This is a genomic window from Paenibacillus sp. FSL R7-0204 (genome assembly GCF_038002225.1).
GTDB lineage: Bacteria > Bacillota > Bacilli > Paenibacillales > Paenibacillaceae > Paenibacillus_AQ.
The window spans coordinates 4,303,540-4,327,965 of record NZ_JBBOCA010000001.1; the positions used below are offsets into that span (position 1 = coordinate 4,303,540).

General features: G+C 50.2%; 26 protein-coding genes and 1 pseudogene. 10 read left to right on the top strand and 17 right to left on the bottom strand.

The annotated features are described in order from the left end of the window. Positions 1–201 precede the first annotated feature (201 nt). Both MKX42_RS19000 and MKX42_RS19005 read left to right on the top strand, forming a co-directional pair. Positions 202–777 (top strand): hypothetical protein, encoded by a 576-nt coding sequence (locus MKX42_RS19000; protein WP_340753869.1) that lies wholly within the window; start codon positions 202–204, stop codon positions 775–777. A gap of 247 nt (positions 778–1,024) precedes the next feature. Continuing rightward, positions 1,025–1,795 (top strand): S-layer homology domain-containing protein, encoded by a 771-nt coding sequence (locus tag MKX42_RS19005; RefSeq protein ID WP_445669332.1) that lies wholly within the window; start codon positions 1,025–1,027, stop codon positions 1,793–1,795. 89 nt (positions 1,796–1,884) lie between these two features. On the opposite strand, the gene MKX42_RS19010 is transcribed toward MKX42_RS19005, so the two are convergent. The 7 genes from MKX42_RS19010 to MKX42_RS19040 form a co-directional block, all read right to left on the bottom strand. After that, on the bottom strand, positions 1,885–2,136 hold the full coding sequence (locus tag MKX42_RS19010; protein WP_340753870.1) for a YjcQ family protein: 252 nt from the start codon (positions 2,134–2,136) through the stop codon (positions 1,885–1,887). Between the two features lie 176 nt (positions 2,137–2,312). Beyond that, complete coding sequence (locus tag MKX42_RS19015; protein ID WP_268748465.1) at positions 2,313–2,447, bottom strand: hypothetical protein; 135 nt, start codon at positions 2,445–2,447, stop codon at positions 2,313–2,315. Positions 2,448–2,599: 152 nt separating this feature from the next. Continuing rightward, positions 2,600–3,022: a hypothetical protein gene (locus MKX42_RS19020; RefSeq protein ID WP_340753871.1), complete on the bottom strand. Its 423-nt coding sequence runs from the start codon at positions 3,020–3,022 to the stop codon at positions 2,600–2,602. Between the two features lie 114 nt (positions 3,023–3,136). After that, positions 3,137–3,418, bottom strand: a complete 282-nt coding sequence (locus tag MKX42_RS19025) for a holin (protein WP_340753872.1) — start codon at positions 3,416–3,418, stop codon at positions 3,137–3,139. Between the two features lie 5 nt (positions 3,419–3,423). Beyond that, positions 3,424–4,227 (bottom strand): glycoside hydrolase family 73 protein, encoded by an 804-nt coding sequence (locus tag MKX42_RS19030; RefSeq protein ID WP_340753873.1) that lies wholly within the window; start codon positions 4,225–4,227, stop codon positions 3,424–3,426. Positions 4,228–4,882: 655 nt separating this feature from the next. Beyond that, positions 4,883–6,514 carry a sensor domain-containing diguanylate cyclase gene (locus MKX42_RS19035; RefSeq protein WP_340753874.1) on the bottom strand — a complete coding sequence of 544 codons (1,632 nt, stop codon included), beginning with the start codon at positions 6,512–6,514 and terminating at the stop codon, positions 4,883–4,885. 154 nt (positions 6,515–6,668) lie between these two features. Beyond that, positions 6,669–7,274: a pentapeptide repeat-containing protein gene (locus tag MKX42_RS19040; protein ID WP_340753875.1), complete on the bottom strand. Its 606-nt coding sequence runs from the start codon at positions 7,272–7,274 to the stop codon at positions 6,669–6,671. Between the two features lie 248 nt (positions 7,275–7,522). Here MKX42_RS19040 and MKX42_RS19045 point away from each other — a divergent pair, with 248 nt between their 5' ends. Next, positions 7,523–7,798 (top strand): PilZ domain-containing protein, encoded by a 276-nt coding sequence (locus tag MKX42_RS19045; RefSeq protein WP_235218399.1) that lies wholly within the window; start codon positions 7,523–7,525, stop codon positions 7,796–7,798. A gap of 81 nt (positions 7,799–7,879) precedes the next feature. On the opposite strand, the gene MKX42_RS19050 is transcribed toward MKX42_RS19045, so the two are convergent. The 5 genes from MKX42_RS19050 to MKX42_RS19070 are packed head-to-tail and all read right to left on the bottom strand — an operon-like array spanning position 7,880 to position 11,411. After that, positions 7,880–8,614: a hypothetical protein gene (locus MKX42_RS19050; protein WP_340753876.1), complete on the bottom strand. Its 735-nt coding sequence runs from the start codon at positions 8,612–8,614 to the stop codon at positions 7,880–7,882. Then, positions 8,608–9,309 (bottom strand): ABC transporter ATP-binding protein, encoded by a 702-nt coding sequence (locus MKX42_RS19055; protein ID WP_340753877.1) that lies wholly within the window; start codon positions 9,307–9,309, stop codon positions 8,608–8,610. Before MKX42_RS19055 ends, MKX42_RS19050 begins: the two co-directional genes overlap by 7 nt. A 5-nt stretch (positions 9,310–9,314) precedes the next feature. Beyond that, positions 9,315–9,698 carry a GntR family transcriptional regulator gene (locus tag MKX42_RS19060; protein WP_209985987.1) on the bottom strand — a complete coding sequence of 128 codons (384 nt, stop codon included), beginning with the start codon at positions 9,696–9,698 and terminating at the stop codon, positions 9,315–9,317. Next, the gene (locus tag MKX42_RS19065) at positions 9,698–10,444 is read right to left on the bottom strand and encodes an ABC transporter permease (RefSeq protein WP_340753878.1); all 747 of its coding nucleotides are present in this window, start codon (positions 10,442–10,444) and stop codon (positions 9,698–9,700) included. The genes MKX42_RS19060 and MKX42_RS19065 overlap by 1 nt, the downstream gene beginning before the upstream one ends. Then, on the bottom strand, positions 10,437–11,411 hold the full coding sequence (locus tag MKX42_RS19070) for an ABC transporter ATP-binding protein (RefSeq protein WP_340753879.1): 975 nt from the start codon (positions 11,409–11,411) through the stop codon (positions 10,437–10,439). Before MKX42_RS19070 ends, MKX42_RS19065 begins: the two co-directional genes overlap by 8 nt. Before the next feature lie 286 nt (positions 11,412–11,697). On the opposite strand from MKX42_RS19070, the gene MKX42_RS19075 reads away from it, so the two are divergent. Continuing rightward, positions 11,698–12,069: a hypothetical protein gene (locus MKX42_RS19075; RefSeq protein WP_036728954.1), complete on the top strand. Its 372-nt coding sequence runs from the start codon at positions 11,698–11,700 to the stop codon at positions 12,067–12,069. A gap of 150 nt (positions 12,070–12,219) precedes the next feature. Then, positions 12,220–13,155 (top strand): aminoglycoside phosphotransferase family protein, encoded by a 936-nt coding sequence (locus MKX42_RS19080; RefSeq protein ID WP_340753880.1) that lies wholly within the window; start codon positions 12,220–12,222, stop codon positions 13,153–13,155. 306 nt (positions 13,156–13,461) lie between these two features. On the opposite strand, the gene MKX42_RS19085 is transcribed toward MKX42_RS19080, so the two are convergent. Then, positions 13,462–14,400: a phosphotransferase gene (locus tag MKX42_RS19085; RefSeq protein ID WP_340753881.1), complete on the bottom strand. Its 939-nt coding sequence runs from the start codon at positions 14,398–14,400 to the stop codon at positions 13,462–13,464. Between the two features lie 207 nt (positions 14,401–14,607). Here MKX42_RS19085 and MKX42_RS19090 point away from each other — a divergent pair, with 207 nt between their 5' ends. The 4 genes and pseudogenes from MKX42_RS19090 to MKX42_RS19105 all read left to right on the top strand — a co-directional run. Further along, a complete protein-coding gene (locus MKX42_RS19090; RefSeq protein ID WP_340753882.1) occupies positions 14,608–15,003 on the top strand; it encodes a hypothetical protein in 396 nt (131 codons plus the stop codon). A gap of 193 nt (positions 15,004–15,196) precedes the next feature. Next, entirely contained in the window at positions 15,197–16,093 is an 897-nt protein-coding gene (locus MKX42_RS19095; RefSeq protein WP_340753883.1) for a sulfurtransferase, read from the top strand. Between the two features lie 221 nt (positions 16,094–16,314). Then, positions 16,315–16,761: an OsmC family protein gene (locus tag MKX42_RS19100; protein WP_036728968.1), complete on the top strand. Its 447-nt coding sequence runs from the start codon at positions 16,315–16,317 to the stop codon at positions 16,759–16,761. A 44-nt stretch (positions 16,762–16,805) separates the two neighbouring features. Next, positions 16,806–17,141 (top strand): annotated as a pseudogene (locus tag MKX42_RS19105) (alpha/beta fold hydrolase); the annotation flags it as partial. Here the strand turns inward: MKX42_RS19105 and MKX42_RS19110 are convergent. Continuing rightward, a complete protein-coding gene (locus tag MKX42_RS19110; RefSeq protein WP_340753884.1) occupies positions 17,105–17,668 on the bottom strand; it encodes a winged helix-turn-helix transcriptional regulator in 564 nt (187 codons plus the stop codon). The pseudogene MKX42_RS19105 and the gene MKX42_RS19110 overlap by 37 nt on opposite strands. Next, positions 17,665–18,027, bottom strand: coding sequence for a VOC family protein (locus MKX42_RS19115; protein WP_340753885.1), 363 nt, complete (start codon positions 18,025–18,027; stop codon positions 17,665–17,667). Before MKX42_RS19115 ends, MKX42_RS19110 begins: the two co-directional genes overlap by 4 nt. Before the next feature lie 258 nt (positions 18,028–18,285). Here MKX42_RS19115 and MKX42_RS19120 point away from each other — a divergent pair, with 258 nt between their 5' ends. After that, positions 18,286–19,767, top strand: coding sequence for a 4-hydroxyphenylacetate 3-hydroxylase family protein (locus tag MKX42_RS19120; RefSeq protein ID WP_340753886.1), 1,482 nt, complete (start codon positions 18,286–18,288; stop codon positions 19,765–19,767). Between the two features lie 110 nt (positions 19,768–19,877). Here the strand turns inward: MKX42_RS19120 and MKX42_RS19125 are convergent, their stop codons facing one another. Together MKX42_RS19125 and MKX42_RS19130 are read right to left on the bottom strand one after the other, a co-directional pair. Then, positions 19,878–21,749 carry an ABC transporter substrate-binding protein gene (locus tag MKX42_RS19125; RefSeq protein ID WP_340753887.1) on the bottom strand — a complete coding sequence of 624 codons (1,872 nt, stop codon included), beginning with the start codon at positions 21,747–21,749 and terminating at the stop codon, positions 19,878–19,880. 279 nt (positions 21,750–22,028) lie between these two features. Then, complete coding sequence (locus MKX42_RS19130) at positions 22,029–24,200, bottom strand: methyl-accepting chemotaxis protein (protein WP_340753888.1); 2,172 nt, start codon at positions 24,198–24,200, stop codon at positions 22,029–22,031. Positions 24,201–24,426: the final 226 nt, after the last annotated feature.

Here is a 24,426-nt window from a genome sequence, read left to right on the forward strand (position 1 = left end):
TTTTACCAATTATATCAGGTCAAATGGCTTAGTTCTATAGACTCACACAATATTCTTATTTGTCATTTATCCCCGCTTCCCTCTCAGGGAATGTATTATCCATTTAAGGTGAAGACTGTAATTAGGTTACGTAGTTCAATCAGGCATCACAAGGTTACATATATAGTATATGGATATCCGATAGATTCAGGAGGAACCGCTATGAAGAAGCCCTTGTATAAAAAGATGTCGTCCCTCGCCCTAGTCATCCTAATCAGCGGTGCCATTGGACTGACCGCAGGCTGCAACACTCCGGCTAATCAGGCCGCCCCAACTCCCGCAGGGGAAGCGCAGCCAACCGCAGTCCAGTCAACCAGCGCACCAGCCACTGAACCATCCGCCGGGAAGGGGGCAGTGAACTGGGAATCTGCGATCCAGCAAATCGCGACTACGGATACGGAGGCCACGCAAAAAGCAGATGCTGCGGAAGTTTTGGCGAAATCATACACTCCGTCGGCTGTGGAGCTTAAGGATTTTGAATCCCAGATCGTGGAGGAGTACACCGCCGGGAATTATCTCGCGCATAGCGAGGATGCCGGATACATGCTGACGAACCTGTTCAAGGCTACCGTTGTTGAGCGCAATCACCCTGACGGTGAAGCTATTAAGAAGTTTGCCTTTGACTTTTATCAGAACACTAAGAATGTCTTCCGCGGAATTGATGCTGTGGACAGCGAAGCCGTACAATCGAATGAAACGCAGATGGACAAGGCGTTGTCAGAGATTACAACCAAGTAAACCTCCTGCATGGGACCTCCCGTATTTATTGACAATTCAGGAATGATGGTGATACCGTTCATTAGGGTAAGGGAGCTTAGGGCTCCCGCATTCATCATAAGAATTCAATTGATCAGGAGGTCCCATGTTCAAAAAAACAATCCTTTTCCCCGTCATCAGCATGATGCTTCTCAGCTCTGCCCCGTCTTCATCCGCAAGTGCGCAAAACTTGTAATCCGATGTCAACGAGCAGAAATATGCCTGGGCGATGGAATCCATTCTTTTTATGACGGATAACGATGTGCTAAAAGGGTATTCCGACGGTACCTTCAAACCAGAAGCAACGGTTACCAAAGCCGAGTTCACCGTCATGCTGCACCGGCTGTTCAATAAGTACCGCCCCAATGTAAAGCCCCTGTTCTATGAACCGAAAGTGGCCGGCTATCAGGATGTCCCCACAAATCATTGGGCCTACAAAGAAATATCTGAGCTATACAATTCCTCTGCGGTCAGCGGCGGCGGGATTTCCCAAAACCCTTCAACAGGTAAGTATACCTTCCAACCTGAAGCCCGGCTGACACGACTCAAGCTAACGTCTATGCTCTACCAATTATTCGCTGAAGATTTCGACAAGGGTGCGAATGCCGGTGATCCTGACAAAGAGTTATACCAGCGGTTAAGTAAATTCAAGGATATTCCCTTGAGAAAATTCAATACTCAGAATGCTATGGATCAATACATGGATACAGAAAGAGCGAAGGCCAGCAACAGGTGGGATACATACATACCTGGGGATGAACTGTCCCCCGCGATTTTTTATACATACCCGAATGGATCTATCTCGCTAATTGGAGATTTCACCTTTCTGCCGGTTTACGCCATTGCAGCGATGGATTCCCAAAGGATTATTACAGCCGATTCCCGTGGATACTACAGACCGCTCGCCCCTGTTACCCGGGCAGAACTGGCAACGATTCTGGACCGCGTCTATCTGTTGTTTGAAAAGAAAGGGGTTCTGCAAAAATACAGCAATAAATAGCCTTAAGTGTTGATTCATCAAGCAGGGACCCTAGTCAACAAAAATAGCCCGGCCTCTTACAGTGCCGGGTAATGACATCTATTTTCCGATCAAATTCGGCCAGACTCCTTCAATAAAATAAAATCATGACCACGCCGGGTCAATTTGATGTCAGTAGTTCTGACTGTCACGATCCCGCTTCCTGACCGGGAGATCTTAATATTCTCCACCATCCGGCTGTCGATAAGCTCCTCCATAATATCGGCGAAGTCCTCGGCTTCGAGTTCCATTACCTCCTGATTAACCGCCTGTTTTGCTTCAATCCGCTTGAGGATGGCATATATCTTTTCCTTCTCTTCCATCGTACACCTCTTTCATGCCAGCACTAATTGCCCTGAAGACAATGACTTCTATTATCGCACATCCATTCGGGCCAAGGCGAATTTAAATTCACCGTCATGTAGCAAAGCTTGTCCATCCTGCATCTGCAACAAGAGCAGTCCCGGATTACCGGGACTGCTCTGACTGATTGGATCTCCTAGTAGAAGCAGGCACTCAGAATAATAACGAGCAGGATATAAAGAACCAGAATCGCACCTGTAGATGTCCAGGGACCTACTCCACACGTATTCACGCCGCCTACATTGCCACCGTATCCGCAATCTGCACCCATGAGATTACCTCCTTCATAATGTTGACTACAGAACAGCATATGAGCCAGCCGCCTTATCAGATTGGGCGAAACGGACATAATTTGAGGCGTATGTACAAGGGCATCCTGCCCGCCCGTCCTTGCGGGCAGCCCAGGATGTCCCATGCTATTACTTAATCGGATACCAGGATTCCATCGAAGCTCTCCGGACCTACACGGATTGTACCCAGAAGGTTCGAACTGATGAACGCAGTATACGTTAACTGCGGTGTAATCGTCGGAAGAAAATCATCAGCCGAGAAGGTAATCACCTGTGGAGCCAAGACACTAAGACTGAAGGTACTGGTAGCGGAATAGACCAGTGGATCAGTCGATAGTGTTCCTCTAACAATTGTTACAGTTACACCTACCAGCGCAAGCGGAAGCTGCAGCGAGATGGTTCCTTTTAGTATTACGCGAGGATTCGCCCCTACCCCTTCAGTGATCAGCCCAATTTGCCCGAACAGCTGCGGAGTATTAATGACCAGGATAGGTATTGCAATAGAGTTAGCAAAACTAGCATTCTGCGAGGTTCTACCATCAACATAAGTTCCCATATCAAGCACCTCCTTTCTTCTTAATTAATATATTCGCGTTCCTTCTAAATCGCTTGGATGATATCACCATTACTTATTCCCCATCTTATATTACCGCCTGAAGCCGCCGCTCTACTAATCTTCTTTGGTAGTCCCGCTCCGCTTATTGAACGCCAGTTCAAACAATCCCGTTGCCGATAATCCGGCCAGGCCTCCGGCCCATAGACGAAGAATGAGATTCATATCTGTAAAAGGGTACGCAGCCGCTCCTACCAGCAGGCCGATGACCAGCCCCACCGCAGGAACCACATTACGCGGAAGGTTCACGCTGTTCTTAACGAGCTGCACCAGCGCCATGACGAATACCGCCAATACGGATGCAAAAGCTAGTACACTGTTAAGTGCATCATTGTACATACCGGCTACACCCCCTTGCTGGTAACCAGCAGACCGGCACGATTCAATACGGTCAGCATCCGGTAAAAATCATAGCTGCCGCCGGACGGTGTATCCAGCAGACCGGCGGCTGACGCTGCCTGTACTGCAGGCTCAGCCCAGGCCGGCACATTCATTACTGCACGGCCCTCAATGACAGCCAGCCGCTCCGCAACACCTTTAATGGACTGGCCTTGCTCTTGAACGCCGGCCTTCAGTGTATCTCTGCTGGCAGACAGTCCTGCCAGCAGCTCCTTCAGCTCACGCAGCTCGGTTTCCAGCGCCGCAATTTTTTGTTTATCTTCAGCCGACATCTCTTCATCCTCCTTCAGCTCGTCATATTGATACAGGTTATATGAATCCATAATCTGAATCAGCTTGGACGCATAACCCGGGTCCGTTGCGTAGCCTGCAGCAGCAATCTCGCGGGCAGCTGTTTTGCCGTCGACTCCAATAGCCTTGCTGTACAGCTTGGGGTTCCAGGACACTCCCCCGGTAATCAGTGCGGAATGATCCGCTATAGATTCTCCCCAGTTATGATAGGAACGGAACTGGGCAGTCACCTGTACAGCTTGGCCGTTCCTGTATTCCGTTGTCGGAAGCGCCAGGCTGCCCGCAGGCCCGCTACCCTTGATGCCGAACAGATTGCCTGCCTTCAGCGTCAAGCCGCTCGTTCCCCAGCCGGATTCCAGCGCTGCCTGGGCAATCGTCAGCGAAGCTGCGATACGGGTGCGCTGCATATCCGCTACTGCGAAAGAAGCGATCCGGGTGATAAATTCGGAGTTCGTCATTGCTTCACTTCCTTTCCTACTATATTAAATGCCCCGCCCTGCCAAACTGCCTGTGCTTATCCCTGTTATGATGTATATGGAAGTGAGCTGCAGCTTATACGCACGCAAACAGCGCCGGAGCGGATGCCCCGGCGCTGTCCCCCCCCCTATTTTCCCTTCCGCTAAAATACGCTAAGGATAATAATCAACAAAATAAACAATACCAGAATCGTAGCCGTTGACGTTCTCAGACCTCCACTCATCTGGAGCCCTCCTTTCTTACGCACATGCCCAGCTTTGCTTCCTCTACATCGTATGCCTGTAGTCCCAAAAAAACTGGGCGAACGTACAATATGGGATTTATATGTAATAAAAAGGATTGTTAAATCTTCCATCTTGGCTTAGACTAGTATTAATTAACTATATCGGAGGGACTAATTTACTATGCCTTCATATTATTTCAAGGAAATTTGGACACCGCTGAGCTGGATAGGCATTAAGTTTTTCCGGGACGACGAAGGATTTCTGTGGATAAAGAGATGGTCTAATCCACGTAAGCGGTTACGCTAATCTAGGGAGATAACATCAAACAACCTTTTATCCGGCACAAGAGGAGCATCCCCGTCCTGCTGATAAAAGGTTGTTTGTTGTTTCTGTCTGCTTCAGACTCCTGACCCTAAGATGCCGCCTCGAAAGTAATCCGGTTCTTCCCGCTCCGCTTGGAGATATACAATGCTTCGTCTGCGAGCCGCAGGGTCAGGGTGGTATCTCCGCCGTCCGGAGTCCATACAGCAGCACCTACGCTGCAGCCTACACGAAGCTCCTCGCCTTTAATCAGAATCGGCTGGTTGATCTTGCTGATAATCCGCGAAGCCACTACCTCCGCTTCCTTCATCGGTTTGCCCGCCGAGGTATTCAGAATAATCACGAATTCATCCCCGCCCAGCCGGGCAACGATCTCATTGTCCCGCGTACAGTCCATCAGCCGGAAGGCCACCTCCTGCAACAGAGCATCTCCAACCGCATGGCCGAAGCTGTCGTTCACTTTTTTGAAGCCGTCCAGATCCATGTACAAAAAGCTTAGCGTCGTCCGCTTCTGCTTAGCCTTACTAACCGCATGGGCCAGAAACTCATCCAGCGCTGCCCGGTTGGGCAAGCCGGTAAGCTTATCATGCAGCGCCATATCCGACATATAGCTTAGCTTGGTCTCTGTCTTGGTCAGGTTGTTCACCAGGCCCCGCAGGGAGGCCGACAGAATCGCCACATCTCTGAACCGGGTAGACGCCGGGATCTCCACATCGGCACCGGAGCTGAGCAGGTCGGCTGTACGGGTGATATCCCTCAGCGGACGGCTGATCCATGAGGCCAGCAGCCAGCCGATTAGTGCGAAGACTGCTGCGGTCAGCAGACCGCTGATCAATATGAAGCGTTCAAGCTGATGGACCGAGGCAAACGCGATGTCTGCCGGCTGACGGATAATGACCGTCCAGCCAAGGCCCGGGTAGTTCATGTAACCATCGCCATAGGCGTATCCCGTTAAATAGGAGTCACGGCCCCGCTCCTGTTCAATCACATAGGAGCTCTTGCCGCTGCGGGCCTGCTGCAGGACCGCAGCCGTCATTCTTTTACCGGTGAGCGCTTCAGGTCCCAGCAGAATGGTGTCATCCTTCTTGCTGACCACGAACACCTCCACGCCCTTAAGCCGTTCCTTGAGCGGATTCACGATGGAGGCCTCGACCTCGCGTGACCACTCCCAGCTAAGATGTGCCGCCAGCACGCCGCTTGTCTGTCCTTGCTTGTCCATGACCGGCACACTCACATCAACAAACTGCAGGGCTTCTCCTGTAGGATTAGGCAACAGCTTAGAGAGCAGCACCGCATCGTGGACATCCCCGACGAAGGTTCCCTTAAGCGCCTGCTGAAAGACCGGCCTCTGGCTGATATTCGTTCCTTGTAAAATCCGATCCGTGGAAGCAACTACATTCCCTGTCTTATCCAGAAAACCCACCCAAGTGAATACTGGAAGACTCTTCTTCAGCTGATTCAGCAATCCGCCGGCTTCTGCCGGTTCCACAGGCTCCTGAAAAGCATTAAGCTTACTCAAAACTTCTATTTCACCGGAACGTGACCACATGAATTGATCAAGCTTCTCTGACATTTGATTGGCCTCTGCGGCCAGGGAGCTGCCGATACTGACTTCCACAGAAGTGGTGGAGCGGTTGCCGATCACATAGCTGAGAATAGCCGTGAGCAGAATGATAATAACCGCAAATGCTATTGAAAATAAAGTGCGAAGACTTAATGACATGTACACTCTCCTCTTCCGATGACCTTGTTCATGCTTCCGACCACTGAAGATATCTTGCGGCAACATGTCGAAATGGGTCGATATTTCTTTATCGGAAGAGTCCGGCAGAAATATAATACAGCTTTCCGGCACACCGCCGTTTTTTCTTGAGTCGTTACCCTACCTTCGCTCCCATAGAACGGGCCAGCAGCACAGCCTGCTCCACATCCAGACGCACTCCTTTGAGATCCAGGCTCTTCAGATCAATCCCTTCCAGCTTGGCGTCACGCAGATCTGCCCCTGCAAGCTTACACTGTGCAAGCTGAACCCGGCTTAAATCCGCCCCGCGCAGATCCGCCTTTTGCAAATCACAACCCTGCATATCTGCCTCGGTGAACCGGATGCCACGCAGATCCTGCCTGCTGAGATTCAGGTGGCGCAGATTCGTATAGGCCCAGTCCCCTCCGCTCAATGTGATTCCGTCCATATGGGCGTTGGCGAAATCCGATCCGACCATCTTGCAGTTCTCGAACTTCGCCACGAACAGATTCGCTCCGGTGAACTTGCAGTTGGTGAACGCGCCATCCGTGTGCAGCGATGCATTCAGCAGGGCACCGGTGAAATCGCAATCGACAAACCGGCAGCCGCTGGAGGTCATCTCTTCCATCGAAGCTCCCCGGAAGGAGCAGTGCTCAAAGGTACAGCCGTTTATTTCTCCATCCTGCAGCGCCGCGTAATCGAAATTATGCTCATTAAACGTTTCATTATGAAATTGATACATCGTACATGCACCTCTTTATCTGGGTATTAGAGCAAAGGTATGGTATAACAGATACTATATTATTCTTTAAATATACTACTTTAGGAGATTGTCCAAGTGTAGCCGTTTCGATATAATAGCAAATAAAATCGCGGAGGTAAATGATGGATGACTCCAGCAGAAAAGAACCATTCCGATATGTAATGAACCAGCCCATCGATTGCTGGCTTGAAATTCCTGCCAGTAATTCGGGACCGGGAGCGGGAAAATTGACTGAAGGTATTCTGCTTGACCTTAGCCGCTCCGGCTGTAAGGTCCGCACCTCGCTGAACCTCCGCTTCACCGCAGGGGATACGAAGCTGATTATTCATTTTCAGCTGGCGGAAGAGAAGCTGCAGTATGAAGGCAGTGTCCGCTGGGGCTGGATGTTCGGTCTGGGGCAATACCAGTACGGGGTAAGGCTGGACCTGCAGGAAGACGAGGAAGAACAGCTGCTGCGGGAGCTGGAGCTGTGGACAAGCGGAAGAAGCGCGCAAGGCTTGTAGCCTTTGCGCTCCCTAATAATGTATACAAACGCAAGCAAGGCTGATTAGGAGCCTTGCTTGCGTGAAATAGGAACGTACCTTTTACACTTCGATTCTTCTCCTCACAAGCGTAACCATTCCATAGATCATCAGGCAGACCACCGCCACTTCAAACAGCAGCGCCCCTTGATTCACCGGAAGATACTTTATTGTGAAATCACTGCCGGACTGGGGGCTTACAGGGTATATTTTGAAGTTAAAAGGACTATCTAAACCAATGAAATTAGTGTCAAAGAGCACCTTTTCCAGATAACCTATTCCGTTCTGCAGCAGGGCCAACAGGGCGATGCCGACCCAGACTCTCAATCTCATGCGCAGACTGTAGGCAACGGTAAAGGAGAACATCACCATCACCATTAAAAATAAGATAGACCAGACCGATTGAAGCAATACCCGGAAGCCAACCGTCAGCAGATTGCCTGGCAGAAAATCCATCGTATACAGCAGCTTGTAAATCCCCAGATGGCCGAGACCCAAAAGGATGACCACCCCGGTCAGCAGCAGCGCCAGCAGCATGGGAGACAGGACCGTCTGCTGCGCAGTAACCGGCAAAAGCCGCCGCTGATAGGATTTAAGATTACGGAAATATCCGGTGACCGCTATAAAGATCATTGCGATGGCCAGTATACAGTAAACAGCCAGATTCAGGGTGACCAAATCCACGTCCATTTTTGCACTGTAGATCCACAGTCCGGCTTGAGCGAGCAACGCAATGACGATGAAGACGAGAATACGTTCTTGTCGGCGTTTAAGATCATATTTTAATAGCTTCAGCATTCGGCAAACACCTCTCTGAACAGCTCATCTACACTCTTCCCATGCTCTTGTCTAAGCTCTTCCACCGGACGATGCAGCACAATCTCCCCATCCTTCAGAAAAATCACCTCATCAAAGATCCGTTCGATATCCGTCACCAGATGGGTGGAGAGCAGAATACTGCTGTCCTCCTCATAGAACTCCATCAGCGCATTCAGAATCTTGGTCCGTGCCACCGGATCAACGCCGCCAATCGGCTCATCCAGCAGATATAATCTGGCCCGGCGGGAGAGCGCTAAGGTCAGCTGCAGGCGTTCGTTCATCCCTTTGGATAACGTCCGCACCTTATCCGCTGTACGCAGATTCATGAAATCCAGCATCCGCAGCGCCTTGGCCTGATCGAAATCCGGGTAGAAATCCTGCTGGAATCTCAGCGCATCCCCGATATTCATCCATGACTCCGTTACCGGCACATCCGGCATGAAGGAGACGAGCTTCTTGCTCTCTACGCCCACGGGTACGCCAAGGACCCTGATCCGTCCCGAGCCGGGCCAGGCGAGTCCTGAGATCAGCTTCATGAGTGTGCTTTTGCCGCTGCCGTTGCTTCCCAGAAGGCCGGTGATGGTGCCGCTGCCCAGCTTGAAGGAGACCTGGTTCAGCGCCTGTCTGGGCCCGAACTGTTTGCTTACATTCTGTATGTCAAGTATATCGTCCACTCTTCTTACTCCCCCTGTTCTTGGTCCCGCTGATGAATGCTCTCTGCTACTGCAGTTAGAATATCTTCGCCCTGGAAGCCGAGTTCCTGCATTCCGCGGATAAAACGGTCCAGCACATCCTGTGCCATCTCCTTCTTAACGGTCAGAATCGTCTCTTCGCTTCCGGTCACATATCTGCCCATGCCGCGGCGGGTCTCCACGATGGTCTCACGCTCCAGTTCCTGAAATGTTCTTTGCACGGTATTCGGGTTAATCTGCAGTTCAGCGGCCAATTCACGGACAGAGGGAATCTTATCTCCAGGCTTCAGCTTACCGGTGATAATCTCTCCCTTGATGTAATTCATGATCTGGAGATAAATCGGCTGGTTATTATCGAATTCGATCCCCATCAAGCAACATCCCTGCGTCTGAAGACGGCGAAGCCTGCAAGCAGGAACAGCGCCATGTAGATGCACAGCAGGATAATGGAGAAGCTCAGTGTCATTCCCTGCATCGGCGCACCGCCATCCTTGTAGGCTGCAAGATTTAGATTAGGGAACAACACATATTTGTAGAAATCACGGGAAATGACCAGCTTGTCGATGGTGGTGGCGAAGATGGTTGCCCCAATGGTTACGCCAGTCGATTTCGTCAGGATTCCCAGCATGAAGCCAATCGTGGCGTAAACTGTGCAGTACACGGTTGAATACAGCAGTGAAGTAAGGATCTCACTTATTCCCGCCTCCCCTCCGCTGATTCCGAAGAAGACTGCGCCCGAGAGGAACAGCGCCACCGCTGCAACTACTTGCATGCTAAGTGTATACAGCAGTACGGTTACATATTTGGAGGCCAGAATCGCCGTGCGGCTGCGGGCACGGATCAGCAGAAATTTGATCGTCCCCTGGCTGTATTCCCTGGATACAATCCCCGCCGTCCCGACGATCACCAGAATGGCCAGAATCTGGCCAATGCCTCTGGGCTGAAGAGAATCCGCCGTAAAGTCCGCCCCTGAAGCATACATATCCGTAGCAAATGTACGTGTCATATAGCCTACTGCCAGCGACAGCACCAGCAGGATGACGTAAGGAATGATATTGCTGCGTTTCTTCGATATTTTGAGCCATTCATTCAACACGAGCAGATTAAATTTACGCAATGCGGTTGCCCCCTGTCCATTTCAGGAAATCCTCTTCCAGACTTTGTCTATTCTCAGTGATCCGGTATATTCCAACCTTGGCCTCGCTAAGCGCCGCCACCAGCTCCGGTACGGCTCCATCCGGCAGCTGTACATGCAGCTCGGAATGAGCTTCATCCGCTCCAGTGACCTTGACACCCTGCAAGGCTCCGGCCACAGTCCGTGCAGCTTCAAGCTTATCTACCCGGATCGCAAGCGCTACCTCACTCCTCGCCTCCGGCGCTTCCGTAAGCTGTGTCACCGTTACAAGCTTGCCGTTCTGAATGACCACCGCGCGGTGGCAGATCTGTTCAATCTCGGCCAGCATATGACTGGAGATTAGAATGGCAATGCCCTCGACTTCTGCTATTCTGCGCATATAGTCGCGCATCTCACGGATGCCGGCGGGGTCCAGACCGTTGGTCGGTTCATCCAGTATGAGCAGCTTCGGCGAGTGCAGCAAGGCCTGAGCAATCCCCAGACGCTGGCGCATACCGAGGGAGTAGGCCCGAACCTTCTTGTTCATCGCCTCCTGCAGCCCCACCAGCTCCACGACCTCCTTGATCCGTGATACCCCGGCTCCATCACTCATGCGTAAATATTGCAGCAGGTTGTCGTACCCGGTCATATGCGGATAGAACTCAGGATTCTCAATGATCGCCCCGATCTGTGAGATCGCCTGCTTGAATTCCTTCCGGATGCTGTGTCCATGAATCAGAACATCCCCTCCGCTCATGCGGATCAGTCCGGTCATCATCCGGATGGTGGTCGTTTTGCCGGCGCCATTCGGTCCCAGCAGCCCGACAATCTCTCCCTTCTGAATCTTGAAGCTTAGATTATCTACAATGGCCTTACCTTTAATCACTTTACTGACGCCCTGCATTTCCAGTACGGTTTGTTCTTGCGCCGGGCCAGACGGCCCCTGAGCCTTAAGAGCGGTTGAATTCATGACAGCCTCCTTGTGCAGATAGGTATGGGTGGAATAACAATTCCACAGGTTGTTGCTGAGCTGAAATAGGTGTATTCTCTTCGTTGTATTGGTGTGTTAGTTAAATAGTACACTAGGTGTTTCAGTTTGTAAAGCAGGTTTGTGAAAAATTTCCTGAATCACTATGTAAACAGGCTATCCGTGCAGGGGTTCTAACCATACGAATCTCTATCAGCATACATAGAATAGTATTGCAGGTGGCAGTATCATGCTGCTTTTGCCAAAACGGCTTCAAGGAGGAATACACATGAATAAAGAGGTTCATATCTCGCAGACTTATCCAAGACTGACAGTGTACAGCGAAGAAAACTTCCGGGGAAGAAGCAGAATCTACAGAGGTAATCTAGGCATCCGCGATACGGACAATATTCTGGATGGCATCGAAAGTCTCCGCTTCTTCTCCACCAGCAGCAATGCTACGCTCGTCCTGTTCAGCAGAACCCGGTTCAGGGGCAGCTTCCGCGTGCTTCGCGGCAATCACAGCATCCGCGATCTGGATGACTTCATCTCCGGCAATGACGTAGAATCGATCATCTCTACCAACCAGAGACTGACGCTGGACCAGATCCGCCGTATCCGCAGCAGCGGGGAACTTCCTCCAGGCTACCGCTTAATCTAACAGAATAGGCACGTGAAACAGGGCACCCTCTGGTATCGCCCAGCCGGAGAGTGCCCTGTTTGGTATGACTTTAGATTAGTGAACTTCCTATGATAGGATATTATTGTAAAATAGTGAATAAAACTAATTATGAAGGAGGACCAACAGAATATGAAGCCACTGGATATCCATCCAACAGCGTTGTATGAGCAGGTTCAGTCCGACATTGGCAGCTTTCAGGTCTTGGCGAATTACAGACAGAATAGTGTGAGAACCGGGGTCTGGAAGCTGCAATCCGATCAGGACTCTAAATGTTATTACTTAAAAACGTACAGCCGCAAACAGAGATGGCATCCTGAGGTTTATGCATACCGTCACTGGATAGGTCAGTTGAAACCGTATGTACCTGAGTTAATAGCTGCTTACGAGGGGGAGAGTTGGCAGGCTATATTAATTACAGCAATCGACGGGTTCATTATGAGAGAGACGGAACTAAGCCCAAGTGCTGCTAAAGCTGCTTTTTATAAGGCTGGTGAGTTAACAAAGATTCTGCATCTATCGCAGACAGGCCGCTGGTTCGGCCGCCCCGATCAATATGGAAACCCGATAGAGCTAAGGCACCATGCTGACCCGGTGCAGTATGTTGCTGATGCCATTCAGGACTTAACTTCTCAGTGTGTTGATGAGGGGCTGTTGCAGGCCTATGAACTAAGGTTAACCGATTGGGCACTTCAGAACGTTCATGTATTCCGGCATAGCAGACCTGTGCCTATTAGCTGGGACTCCACACCAGGCAACTGGCTGGTGGATGACCAGGGTATTTTGACAGGAATGATTGACTTCGAGAATATGTTGTGGGGGCTGGCTGTGGACAACTTCTCCATTCTGTTCGCCAGATATTTCATAGATCATCCATCAGCCAGAGATGCCTATTTTGCAGGGTATGGACTTGAAGTGCTTAAGGACCAGTGTGCTGAAATACAAATATGCTGCATCAAAATGGCCCTCGGCGATATCTGCTGGGGTACTCACAATCATCAGCCCGAAGTCGTCCGATCCGGCAGAGAGCTTATGAAAAGAATACATAATCAGCAGCTTTTCCTGTAAGAAAGCTTACTTGAGCAGATTCGAAGGAAGTGGAAGCCCCATACGTGGCAGCAACAAGTGGACAAACGTATCTTAAATTCTGGATTTTCACCAATAAAGCTCAAACAAGTGGAAAAACAGCAACTACTGAGGGAGGTTTCGCAGATAAAGGGTGAATCCAGCTTAGTTAAGTGTTGTTTTTCCAACAATGGCTTCAGGAAACACTGTTAATTCATCGGGAAGTGGAGAAAAGGCAACTATTCCCCCTACCTGCCTCACACGCACCGGGTTATCGCTATATAAACACCTTGACTCTTGACTTCCCGCCTACATCGCAGCTACCTCTGCCGCCAGCTCCCGGACCTGCTGTTGCAGGACATTCACCTCATCGGTCCCTTCCCAGTAACGGGTGGCGAAATGCAGGAATACGTCTATCTTGCGCAGGAGCATGAGCACCGGAATCACCGCCAGTTCCTCGGGAGTCAGCGTAACCCTGCGGTTATAACCCCGCCAGAAATCACAGATAATCCGCTCCGAGTCCTCATGACTGAGCAAGGCTGACAGAATTACAGCAGCATCCATAACCCGTACATCCCAAGTGCAGAATTCAAAATCCAGCAGCGCGACCACCTGTGCTGAGCCCTCCCCATCCACCAGCAAATTGGAAGCATTCAGATCGCCGTGTACCAGCTGATGCGGCAGACTCTCAAGCTGTTCCAGCGAGTCAGCCACATTGTCGTAGGCCTCCACTAATAGGGTCAGCTCCGGCAGCAGCTCCTTCAGAGATTCGGGCGGGTCCGTCACCAGACCATGCAGCGCTTCACGGGTGCATAGCGGATAGGAGGTCCGTAGCTCGTAGTAGGGACGGTACACTGGAGCTATCCCTGTCTCCACTTTAGCCAGGGCAACGGATAATGTGCCTGCCGCCTCTCCAAGCGAATCATAGAAGCCGGAATCATGTTCGGTGGGAGATTCTCCTTCAATATAACCGAACAGGCAGGCGTATTTATCTGTGCCATCCTCCAATTGTACTAACGTCTCTCCCGTAACGGTAAGAATCGGAACAGGTATTGTAAAAGGAAGATTCAATCCGTTTAGCTTCTGCAAGACAGTATGCTCGAACACTATTTTATTCCTGTCTCTATGTGTATTATAGACGCGCAGCACAGCGCGGCGTTCCCCGCTCTCCACAAAATACGTAGTATTATTCCAGCCTCCGCTCTGCTTGCGCAGCGTACCCTTCCATTCAGGCCAGGCCTGACTCAATATAGCTTCCGTAGGCTTATGCCCCCTTTCTTATACGTTCAGAAGCAATTGTAGAATCCGTATACTGCGATGTCAAATCTACTAGGATAGGGGCGGTTCGCTATCCTCTGATCCAGTCGCCTTTTTTAGTAAACGAAAGACAATTATACAAAACAATCTATCAGATTTACATATATTACCGTATCAAAAGAAAAGGAGGATTTCCAAATGCCTATTTATACGATTGGTGCAGTACCCAACCTCGAACCAACCGGAACAGTGATTTCCCAGTTTGTACAACTCCGAATCACCAATACCACCGCAGGAAGACTCGAACCCATTGTAGTCAATGCCTACAGTGTCACAGATGCCGGCCCGGAGGGGATAGCTGAAACCCTGAATTTCACAACAACGTTCGCAATTGCTGCTCCAAATGGAGTAGTGACTCTCATCATTCCAACTACGGTAGCCAACTACAGTATCACCGTTTCTTCACCTGGTGCTCCCGGATTCGTGAACGACATCTCGCTATACGCAGTAGCCCGGGATGCAGCCGGATTCATAGTATTTGATCAGGTATATCCATTCGGAGACTGGAACATCATCGGTCCCGTCCTTAGTTAACTTCATTTCATTGCTCAGGCGAGTCCTGAGCTTTTTTTGTTTCTGGTAAAACTGTACAGAATAGCAGCCCGCTCACTATCACGATCACTCCTGACCTGATAAGCCTATGCTTGCACCACTTCAATAATATGCGGAATGCCTGATTATCCGCTATAATGTAATCCATACAATACAAGCAAAGGATGGGATACATATGGACGCAACCGTTAGCAAACGCTGGCTGCTCGCCAGACTCTACGAGCCGGAACAGACCATCGTAGACTGCCGGTTCACATTAGGCCAGCCTAAGGCCGGCAGAGACAGCTATGAACAAGAGCATATTCCGGGCGCGATCTATCTGGATCTGAAACTGGATCTGTCCTCTCCGGTGAGCGAGCATGGCGGGCGCCATCCCCTGCCTGACCCTGAAGTGCTGGCTGCACGGCTCAGCAAGCTCGGAATCGGTAATGATACTCGTATTGTCGCCTACGACGATGAGAACGGCATGAACGCCGCCCGTCTGTGGTGGCTGCTGCGTTACCTGGGGCATGAGCAGGTATTCATTCTGGAAGGCGGCTTCAGCCAGTGGAAAGAGGGTAAATATCCGGTGACGGATCATCAGCCGGTGCGGGTGCCTAGTACCTTTACAGCTAATGTTCAGCCGCAGATGCTGGCGGGAGTTGAGGAGGTGCGCAAGGTATCGGAGAAGACAGTTAATAATGCTGGCGCTAAGTCTGAGAGTTACGTCAACGTTGCGGATGCCGTGCCTGCTCTTCCCGTGCTGATCGATTCCCGGGCCAATGACCGCTATCACGGCCAGAATGAGACCCTGGACCCGGTCGGCGGGCATATCCCTGGTGCGGTCAACTACTTCTGGAAAGACACGCAAAATCTCGACGGTAGCTGGAGGAGTGCGGAGCAGCTTGAAGAACATTATGCCGGACTGGACAAAGACCGTGAGATCATCGTCTACTGCGGCTCCGGTGTAACAGCCTGCCCGAATGTACTGGCGCTCGAAAAGGCCGGGTATAAGAATGTACGGTTGTATGCGGGAAGCTGGAGTGACTGGATCAGCTATGAAGATAACCCAGTGGCTACAGGAGACGAGTAAGAGCCGATTGACCGCATCGGATTTGAGTTTTGGGGCTGTGACAGGTTGCCGGAAGGCTGGCTGCTCACGGCCCTTTTTCGGCATTTTCGCGCGCGCTGTTCCAGAGATCGACAAGTTGGTAATTTGAGGATTGACAATATGACCCGTTAAATTTAAAATAATCACAGCGGAAAAGTATGATTTAAATTATTATAAACTAACCATAGAAGGAGATTTTTAAAATGACCGCTCTCCAAACCTTTAAAGCATCTGCGCATTTGCAAGACGGAGTCCAAGTGAAAGTAGCATCCCGAAACTTTGAATTTATTATTGACGAGCCCAAAAGCTTGGGCGGAACTGATACCGGTATGAATCCGGTCGAAGCTTTGCTGGCCTCACTGGGAGCATGTCAGTCTATCGTAGCCAGAGTGTATGCGCCTAAATTCGGCGTGAACCTCAAGGATTTCTTCGTGGATGTAGAAGGCGATCTTGATCTGGATGGCTTTTTCAACAAGTCGGAGGTGCGTCCGGGCTATTCAGAAATTCGGTATACCTTCCGTATTAAAACAGATTCACCCAAAGAACAGGTTGAAGAATTTGTACGATTCCTGGAAAGCAAATGCCCAGTTGGAGATACGCTCGCAAACCCGGTTAATCTCAAGCTGGAGAGCATTATCATCGAAAGCTAAGCAACCGATAAGAACCGAGAAGCTTCGTCGGACGCGGGTTTGGGGGCTGGGACAGGTTAAGAGGCAGTGACCTGTCCCAGCCCTCTTTGGGCTTTTCTGTCAACAACTCGCGATTCCAAAAGGCTAATATTCCAGGCCCTTATGTGCTGGTGGGACACAGTATCGGCGGGTTGAATGTAAGGGCATTTGCCGACCACTATACCAATGATGTTGCAGGGGCTGTTCTGATTGACTCTTCTCACGAAAAGCAAGAGAAACCCCTTCTGGCGGTTACGACTCCAGAATTTGGGAACATGTATCTGTCGCAGTTTACTGCCGAGGGAAGTTATACGGAAGTGACAGATCACAGCAGGGATGCCAAATCGATAGACAGTAGGTGAATCGGCTGCTGAACTGGCTGTCCCAGCTGGTAGCAGAAGGAAGGTCTCGGCTCTTCGGACAATTGCTTACAGACAAGACCGCCGTCATGAAAATCATGCAGACGCAGGGATAGTTGGCGCGGCGTTATACCGGTGAGCGACTTGCGGATATCCTCGAACCGTTCATTATTAAAGTTCAGCGTTAGTAGAACAGACAAGCCCCAGGCTCTGTCTGAAAGTCTGCCATGCCCAATCTTCTGTTCGCTGAGTTGGACAGCACGCGCGGCTTCTCGGTGAAGCCGCCCTTTGTCGGTCAGCACATACTCAGGAAGGAGCGGGTGCCTCCGATCTTGCGGAGAAAGATGAATGAGCAGACCATCCGCTATCATCTTTTTCAAATTGGCAGTCAGCCGGGAGGGAGCGATACCTAGCTTGTTCTGCAGCGGGGTGAAGCGACCGCCACGTTCGTCAAGCGACAGCAGAATGGGCAAGGTCCATTGCCCGGTTAGCTCCCGGCTTAGCTTGAGTATCTCTTCTTTCTTGATCAAGAGTCTGTAAGGGATTCGGCTAACATCAGATTATGCCCGTCGGGGTCCACGAATGTAGCCAGCTTGGTCAACTCCGGAATAAGTTCAACTTCACCAATGAAAATTACCCCTATACTCTTGAGCAGCTGTATCGCTTCCTCGATATTCCATACCTCAAATACGGTCGAAGAAGTAGCCGGTTCTACGGTGTCTGCCACTGAAAAACCAATAACACAGTCCTTAGTATTGGTACTCACCATGGCCATGCCACTCTCCGCATCATGAAAGATAACCTCGAAACCAAGCTTTCCTGAGTAAAACGCCATCGTCTGCTCCAAGTCGGATACGCTGTACCATACGGTAAGACCTGATCTGTACATATTCAGCCTCCTTAAGATAAATACAGAATTAACTACCGATAGTATACCCCATATAATAACGGTAGTAAAGTAAACATAATCATCGTCAATACTGCTAAGAGGCTAGCGGCATATCTTCTTTCTATAGAGTTTGAATACAACTCCCCGTCTCTCACACGATCTACGGACAATGTACAAAGCAGATCATGGTTACGTATATTAAAAGCAATAACACGGCTTTTTTTAGTGAAAGCTGTGTCTTTTAAAGAGGTGAACCGTGTGCCCATTAAAACAGGTAGCCAATACATCGAACGTATCGACCGGCAAAATATCAATATCTTTTACAAAGGAACACGGATCGAAGGTCCTCTATCCAAGCATCCCGCATTTCAAGGTCTCATACAAACCCAAGCCGAAATGTACGACATGCAGTGTGATGAGCGTTATTTAGCACAGATGACCTACCCTTCACCCGATACAGGAGAGCCTGTCGGTCTATCTTTTCTTCCACCCAAGAATGCTGAAGATTTACAGCGCCGCAGAAAAATGATTGAACTCTGGTCCAACTGCCATCATGGGTTTTTAGGACGTTCCCCGGATTATATGAATACAGCCCTAATGTCTCTGTTAACAGCGGCCAATATCCTTGAGGAACTGAATCCGAAATATGCTGAGAACCTCAGAAAGTACTATGCTTACTGCCGGGATCATGACATTACCTTATCCCATGCATTCATCCAGCCTCAAGCAAGCAAAATATCCGGCCAGATTGATGCTACAGAGGATTCTATCGCTGCTAAAGTCGTAGAAATCAATGATGAAGGGATCATTGTAACCGGTGCTTTTATGATGGCAACACAAGGGGCTACATGCGATGAAATGCTCGTATTCCCGACGCCTTCCCCCTCGTTTGTGGATGATGATAATCCGTTCGCGTTTGCCTTCGCCGTGCCTAATGATCTGCACGGGATGACTTTTTTTTGCCGTGAAAGCTACGCAGCCTCATCTGCCTACGACCATCCGTTAAGCTCAAGATATGAAGAAATGGATACCCTAGTCATATTTGACCGTGTTCTTATCCCTCATGACCGTGTATTTTATTACGGAGATGAAATGTACTGTTCCCGATTGTTCGGCGAGAGTCACTTCCATACGCATCTGGCCCATCAAATCATCACCCGCTATATTGCTAAAACAGAGTTCTTTCTCGGGTTGCTGGAATCTTTGGCGGAAGAACAAAACGTTATCCCTGAGCCCCATACTATTCAGCCTATTTCCAGAACGATAACCTATTTAGAGACCTTCAAAGCCTTAAGACTTGCTTCTGAAATAGGGGCTTCCCCGGACAAATTCGGATATCTCGTTCCAGACAAAGGTCCACTTTTGGCTTCGTCTGTTCACTTTTCGGAATTTTATCCGGAACTGATTGAAATGGTTCAAAATATCAGTTCAAGCGGTCTCATCATGATCCTCTCGGAGTCCGACTTCGATACAAGCGCGGGTACGTACCTTAGTCAGTATTTGAAGGGTTCGGCTTCAGAGGCCTGGTTCCGAAACGCTTTATTCCGGCTTGCTTGGGAACTCGGAGCGGGTGCATTCGGAGGGCGACAAATCCAGTTTGAGCGGTTATTTTTTGGCAGCTCCCACACACTGGCCTGGCGTATGTACAACAGCTATGATAATCACGAATCCTTCCGTCACATCATTCACGAGTTCATTGCGCCAGAAGAAATTCGATCCGTTATGAGGGGAAGCCGGTAACTCAAAGACACTCTGCTCATTGTTCTGAGGAGAGTGTCTTTTTTCTCGGAAAATCATCATTTAAAAGTCTGATGTCTCCATGCTTCCGGGGCTGCTTCAGGTCCAGCCGTCTATTCCTGCAGCTTCGATACCTGCTCAATCAACGCATCAACGCCTCTGTCTACGGTATAAGGGCCGTTGTTCCAGTTCACACGGGATACATTAATAATCCGGTTGTTCTTCACCGCAGGGATGCTCTGATAGACAGGCTCCTTGAACAGCTCCATCATGGTAGCCAGCTCTTCATCCGTCATTTGTGTAAAAAAGTAATCCGCCGGCTTGTCCACCAGCATCTCCATGGACAGTACCGTTCCCCCATCCGCATAGGGCTTGAATTGCTCAGGCATTGCAAAACCGAAATCCTGATAGATCAGCTTGCCCAAGGTACCTCCTTCCCCTCCGAGCAACACCTCTCCGTTACGGATAATGAATGAGATCGCTGTAGTTCCTTCATCAATTTTGATATTGATGTTATCGCGGATGCCCTGCAGCTTCTCATCGAAAGAAGCAATCCATTGCTCCGCTTCCTCTTGCTTACCCATAATATCGCCCATGGTTGTTAAGGTATTCACCACATCCGGGTCACCGCCCCAGGCGACTGCTACAGTTGGAGCAATCTTCTCATAGGTCTCAATTACATCTTCACCAAGATAGTCCGGAATGATAATCAGATCTGGCTCCAATGCAGAGATGGCTTCAACACTGCCTGTTCCTGCCCCTATATTCTCCACAGTCTTCATCTCTTCTTTGTATTGATCCAGCGTCTCCTGGTTGACACCCGCCGGCATCAGGCCGAGAGGAAGCATATAACCGCCATAAGCGAGCGCCACTACCGCGCCAGGCTCGACTGGAATTTCCACCTGTCTGCCGAAGCCATCGGTAAATATTCTTGTTGCTGCTGCTTCGGGTTTCGTATTCCCGCCTCCGCAAGCTGCAAGCAGCACAGACAGACTAAACAAGAGGGATACGGCAAAAGTGAGTTTATGGCTAACTTTCAAATCATTCACACTCCATGTTCTGTATTGATAATGATTATCACTGATATCAATATAGCGTTGTTCTTTCGCTGGAGCAATGAACGATTCCGGCATATCATTGGTAGGAATTGAACCTTTGTGTAACGGTGCGTGCATTTTGAACTGGGCGGGGGTCTCTCCGTACAGCTTTTTGAATAGTCTGCTGAAGTAATAGAAATCCGTATACCCGACACTTTCAGCAACATGGCGGATAGGAGCATCTGTCCCTGCCAGCAGGGTTCTGGCTTGCTGCATCCGGGTCCGGCTCACATACTCCATGGGACTGCAATCATACTTACGCTTGAATACCCTCACCAAATGATGGGCGCTGTAGTGGAACAGCTCAGCCATAGCTGTCATAGAGAGGGGCTGGCGATAATATTCCCGGATATAACGGGCGATCTGTTCAGCCAGATCCGGTTCCGCCTGCTGCGCTCCGCCCAGCTGGAGCTGACGGAATTGTTCAGACACGAACTGATAGAACAGTCCGGTCACCTGCATCCGTTCCAGCTCCCCTCCGCTTTTCCAAAGCTGAAGCATGCGCTCTTGCAGGGAGAGGATCATCCAGGGATCGCTCCCTTGGAAGACATAGGGCTGCTGGAACGGATTGTGATTGCCCCCCGCTAGGTCTGTGAATGGACTGCCGGGACAAGGCTTGTATAAGATCAGGTAATAATCAAACGTACTGCTCAAGCAGCAGATATGAAGAACTGCACCTTTGCCGCCATGTACGACCTGGTGATTGCCTGATGCGCTCCCGTACCCGTCCAGCATGACTTTGGCTTCTCCCTGATTCGTGAACACAAACGCACTTGAAGGCAAAGTATAACTCTGAAGCTTCTCTCCCGGCTGCATAATCACATGACGGATATCCAACACTTTCACAGGCACATGATTCCATATCCGAAATCTTTCTGACCACTTCATAGAAGCACCTCATCGTATATTTCCCACATTATAATTGATAACCATTATCATTTACAACACTGCAATGGTGATTGGAGCCACTGAATTTCGTCTGAGGAGAATACGGTGGCAATCATTCATTGGGATTGATTTCATTCAGTAAAACACGAAGAGCCCGCACAGGATGCGGGCTTCTTATGATTGAATGAGGGCGATAATGCTGAGATCCTGCCAATCGCGGTCGGCTGCCAAGGCCCGATGGCTAAAAAGGCGGCGTATCAGCGGTGCCCCTTTTTTCACTTAAGATTTACGAATATCCTTCAATCTAAACTGTCCGATCAGCTGCTGCAAAAAGGTCCCGATCACCTCAACAAATTGCGTGGTCTGTTGTACATGAACATAATCTTCTCTGAGCGCTGCCAGCTTCTTCTCGACTTCAGCAGAGATGCTGCGGTTATCCATGCTGACGGCCGTGATCTCCTCCATCAGCTGGACAACCCGGTCAATGACCTGAGATTTGCTCGCATCCTGATCATTCGCCTGTATCAGCAGTCTGGTTGCTGCAGCGACACGCGTATTGCCCTCTTCAACTACTTGAGTAACCTCTGCCATGGATTGCTGGGCACGCTCTGAGCCGGTATAGATATGCCCAATCGTCTCCTGAATGTCCGCTACCGATTGTCCGGTTGATTCCGCCAGCTTACGAATCTCTGAGGCAACAACCGCAAATCCTCTTCCATGCTCTCCTACCCTGGCTGCTTCAATCGAAGCATTTAACGCCAGCAGATTCGTCTGAGAGGCGATCCGCTCGATCATCTGCAATACGTCCTCAATCTGGCGCGTGGTGCCGACGAAGGAGTCCATCGTTTCATGCGTAGCTGATACTTGCAGGGAGATGTTCGACATTTGATCTCCGATATTCTCCACCTCCTCGCGGGCCACTCTGATCTGATCAGCAGCCTGCTGTTCGAGATTCTGTAGAGTTATGCGCATATCCGCCACAGCAGCGCTTACCGCATCAAGATCTTGAAGCTGCCGAAGAATGCTCTCCACCATGGCTTCAATGCGTTCATTTACGCGTTCAGTCGATTGCTCGGTCTCAGCGGTGGAATGACTCAATTGGCGCTGGCTCACAATGACATCATCCGCCGCGTGCTTGACCTTCAGCAGAATGCTTTCCTGGGAATCAATCATACTGTTGATCCATTTCGCCGTATCACGCAGCTCATCTGTTCCGAAATCGTGAAGCGGAATTCTTTGGGTGAGATCGCTGCTGCCTTCCGTATTGCGGCGTATGAAGCGGTTCAATTGATGAATACGTCCTGTTTCGGGAAGCAGGATGGTACGGAGAATCATCTGCCAGAGTATCAGCCCGCAGATCAGCACAGCCGTCCCCGTTCCCAAAGCGCTGCCCATCCGGGCAACAGCCCCGCTTCCGTTCAGCAGTCCGGCCACTGCCGCTACAAGGATAGCCATCGCAATCAGCAAGGGCAGCATCAGCTTAGTCACGTTAAAGCCAAGGCTGCGGGTGCGATAGACTTCCTCAAAGTCGGCTTCACACATCATTCCCCACACATCAGGGCAATGTGGAAGCTGAACTGTAACCCCTTTGCCAATGACAGGAATATGGCGGTAATCCGAGTAGCCTGGAAATGAAACGCATACATTACTGCCGTAAGCAATCACGTTTGCCACACCGGGGTGGAGCTCTCCCGAAGCCGGGTCGGTAAACATCAGCTCCAGCTCGGTATGCTTCTCCACCTTCACCGTCCCCCAGCGCGTCGATACCCCATCCTTCAGATTCTCGCCATGTGTGAAGGTGCGGTCCTCAAACCGGCTCCGTGACAACGCAGTCCCCGGCTTAATCCCCACCTGCAGCCGGGGCTCTGCCATGAACAGATAATGGTCGCCCGAATCCGGATAGATATGCCCCGATTCCCGCTGGATCAAATCACCAATAACATCATTAGGCACGCGGCCGCACAAGAAGCCCTCGATCTTCCCCTGCTCCACAACCGGCAGCACAAACAACATAGTGATCTCATCGAAAAAGGTTGAGGTGCCGGGCCCCGCTTGCAGAGTCACCGGATCGGCGTAGGGTCCGAACAGACATTTACGCCCCTCTGCTCCCTCGGAGGCATACCGCAAGCACTCACCAAGGATACTTTCGTCCCCATACTGTTTGCCACGGTGCGCCGGAAAGGTAGTCGATATTACGGTGCCTTCCCCGTTCAGCACAAAAATCTCGGAAAAATCAGCCGCCCTGCCTTGGGTAGCTGCGAATAAAGACTCCCATACGGCCGGATCCCCTCCATTTGGAAAACGGTTCTCACCGGGAAGCATCCGTAATTGCTCGTGCAGCCGACTTAAGTAATTCCAATACAATTCAGCCCAATTATGTAATATTTCCTTGCGTGTTTCTGCAATTCCTTCAAAAACATCAGTAATATCAGACTCTAAATTCCTGTTCAAGCGATTGGACCACCATAAAGGCAATCCTGTCTTCCAGCCCAGCCAACCAAACATGTATTCTCTCCCCCCAATAAAACCGTTCCAGTTCATTCATACTGAATTCACTCTGTGTATGATCACTGAAGCAGCATACATTCGCCTCCACTTTAATGAGTCAAAGCGTTAATGAAGATGATAAGGCATACTTGTGTAATAATCAACATTCAATTCTGGGTTGGGAGCGGAT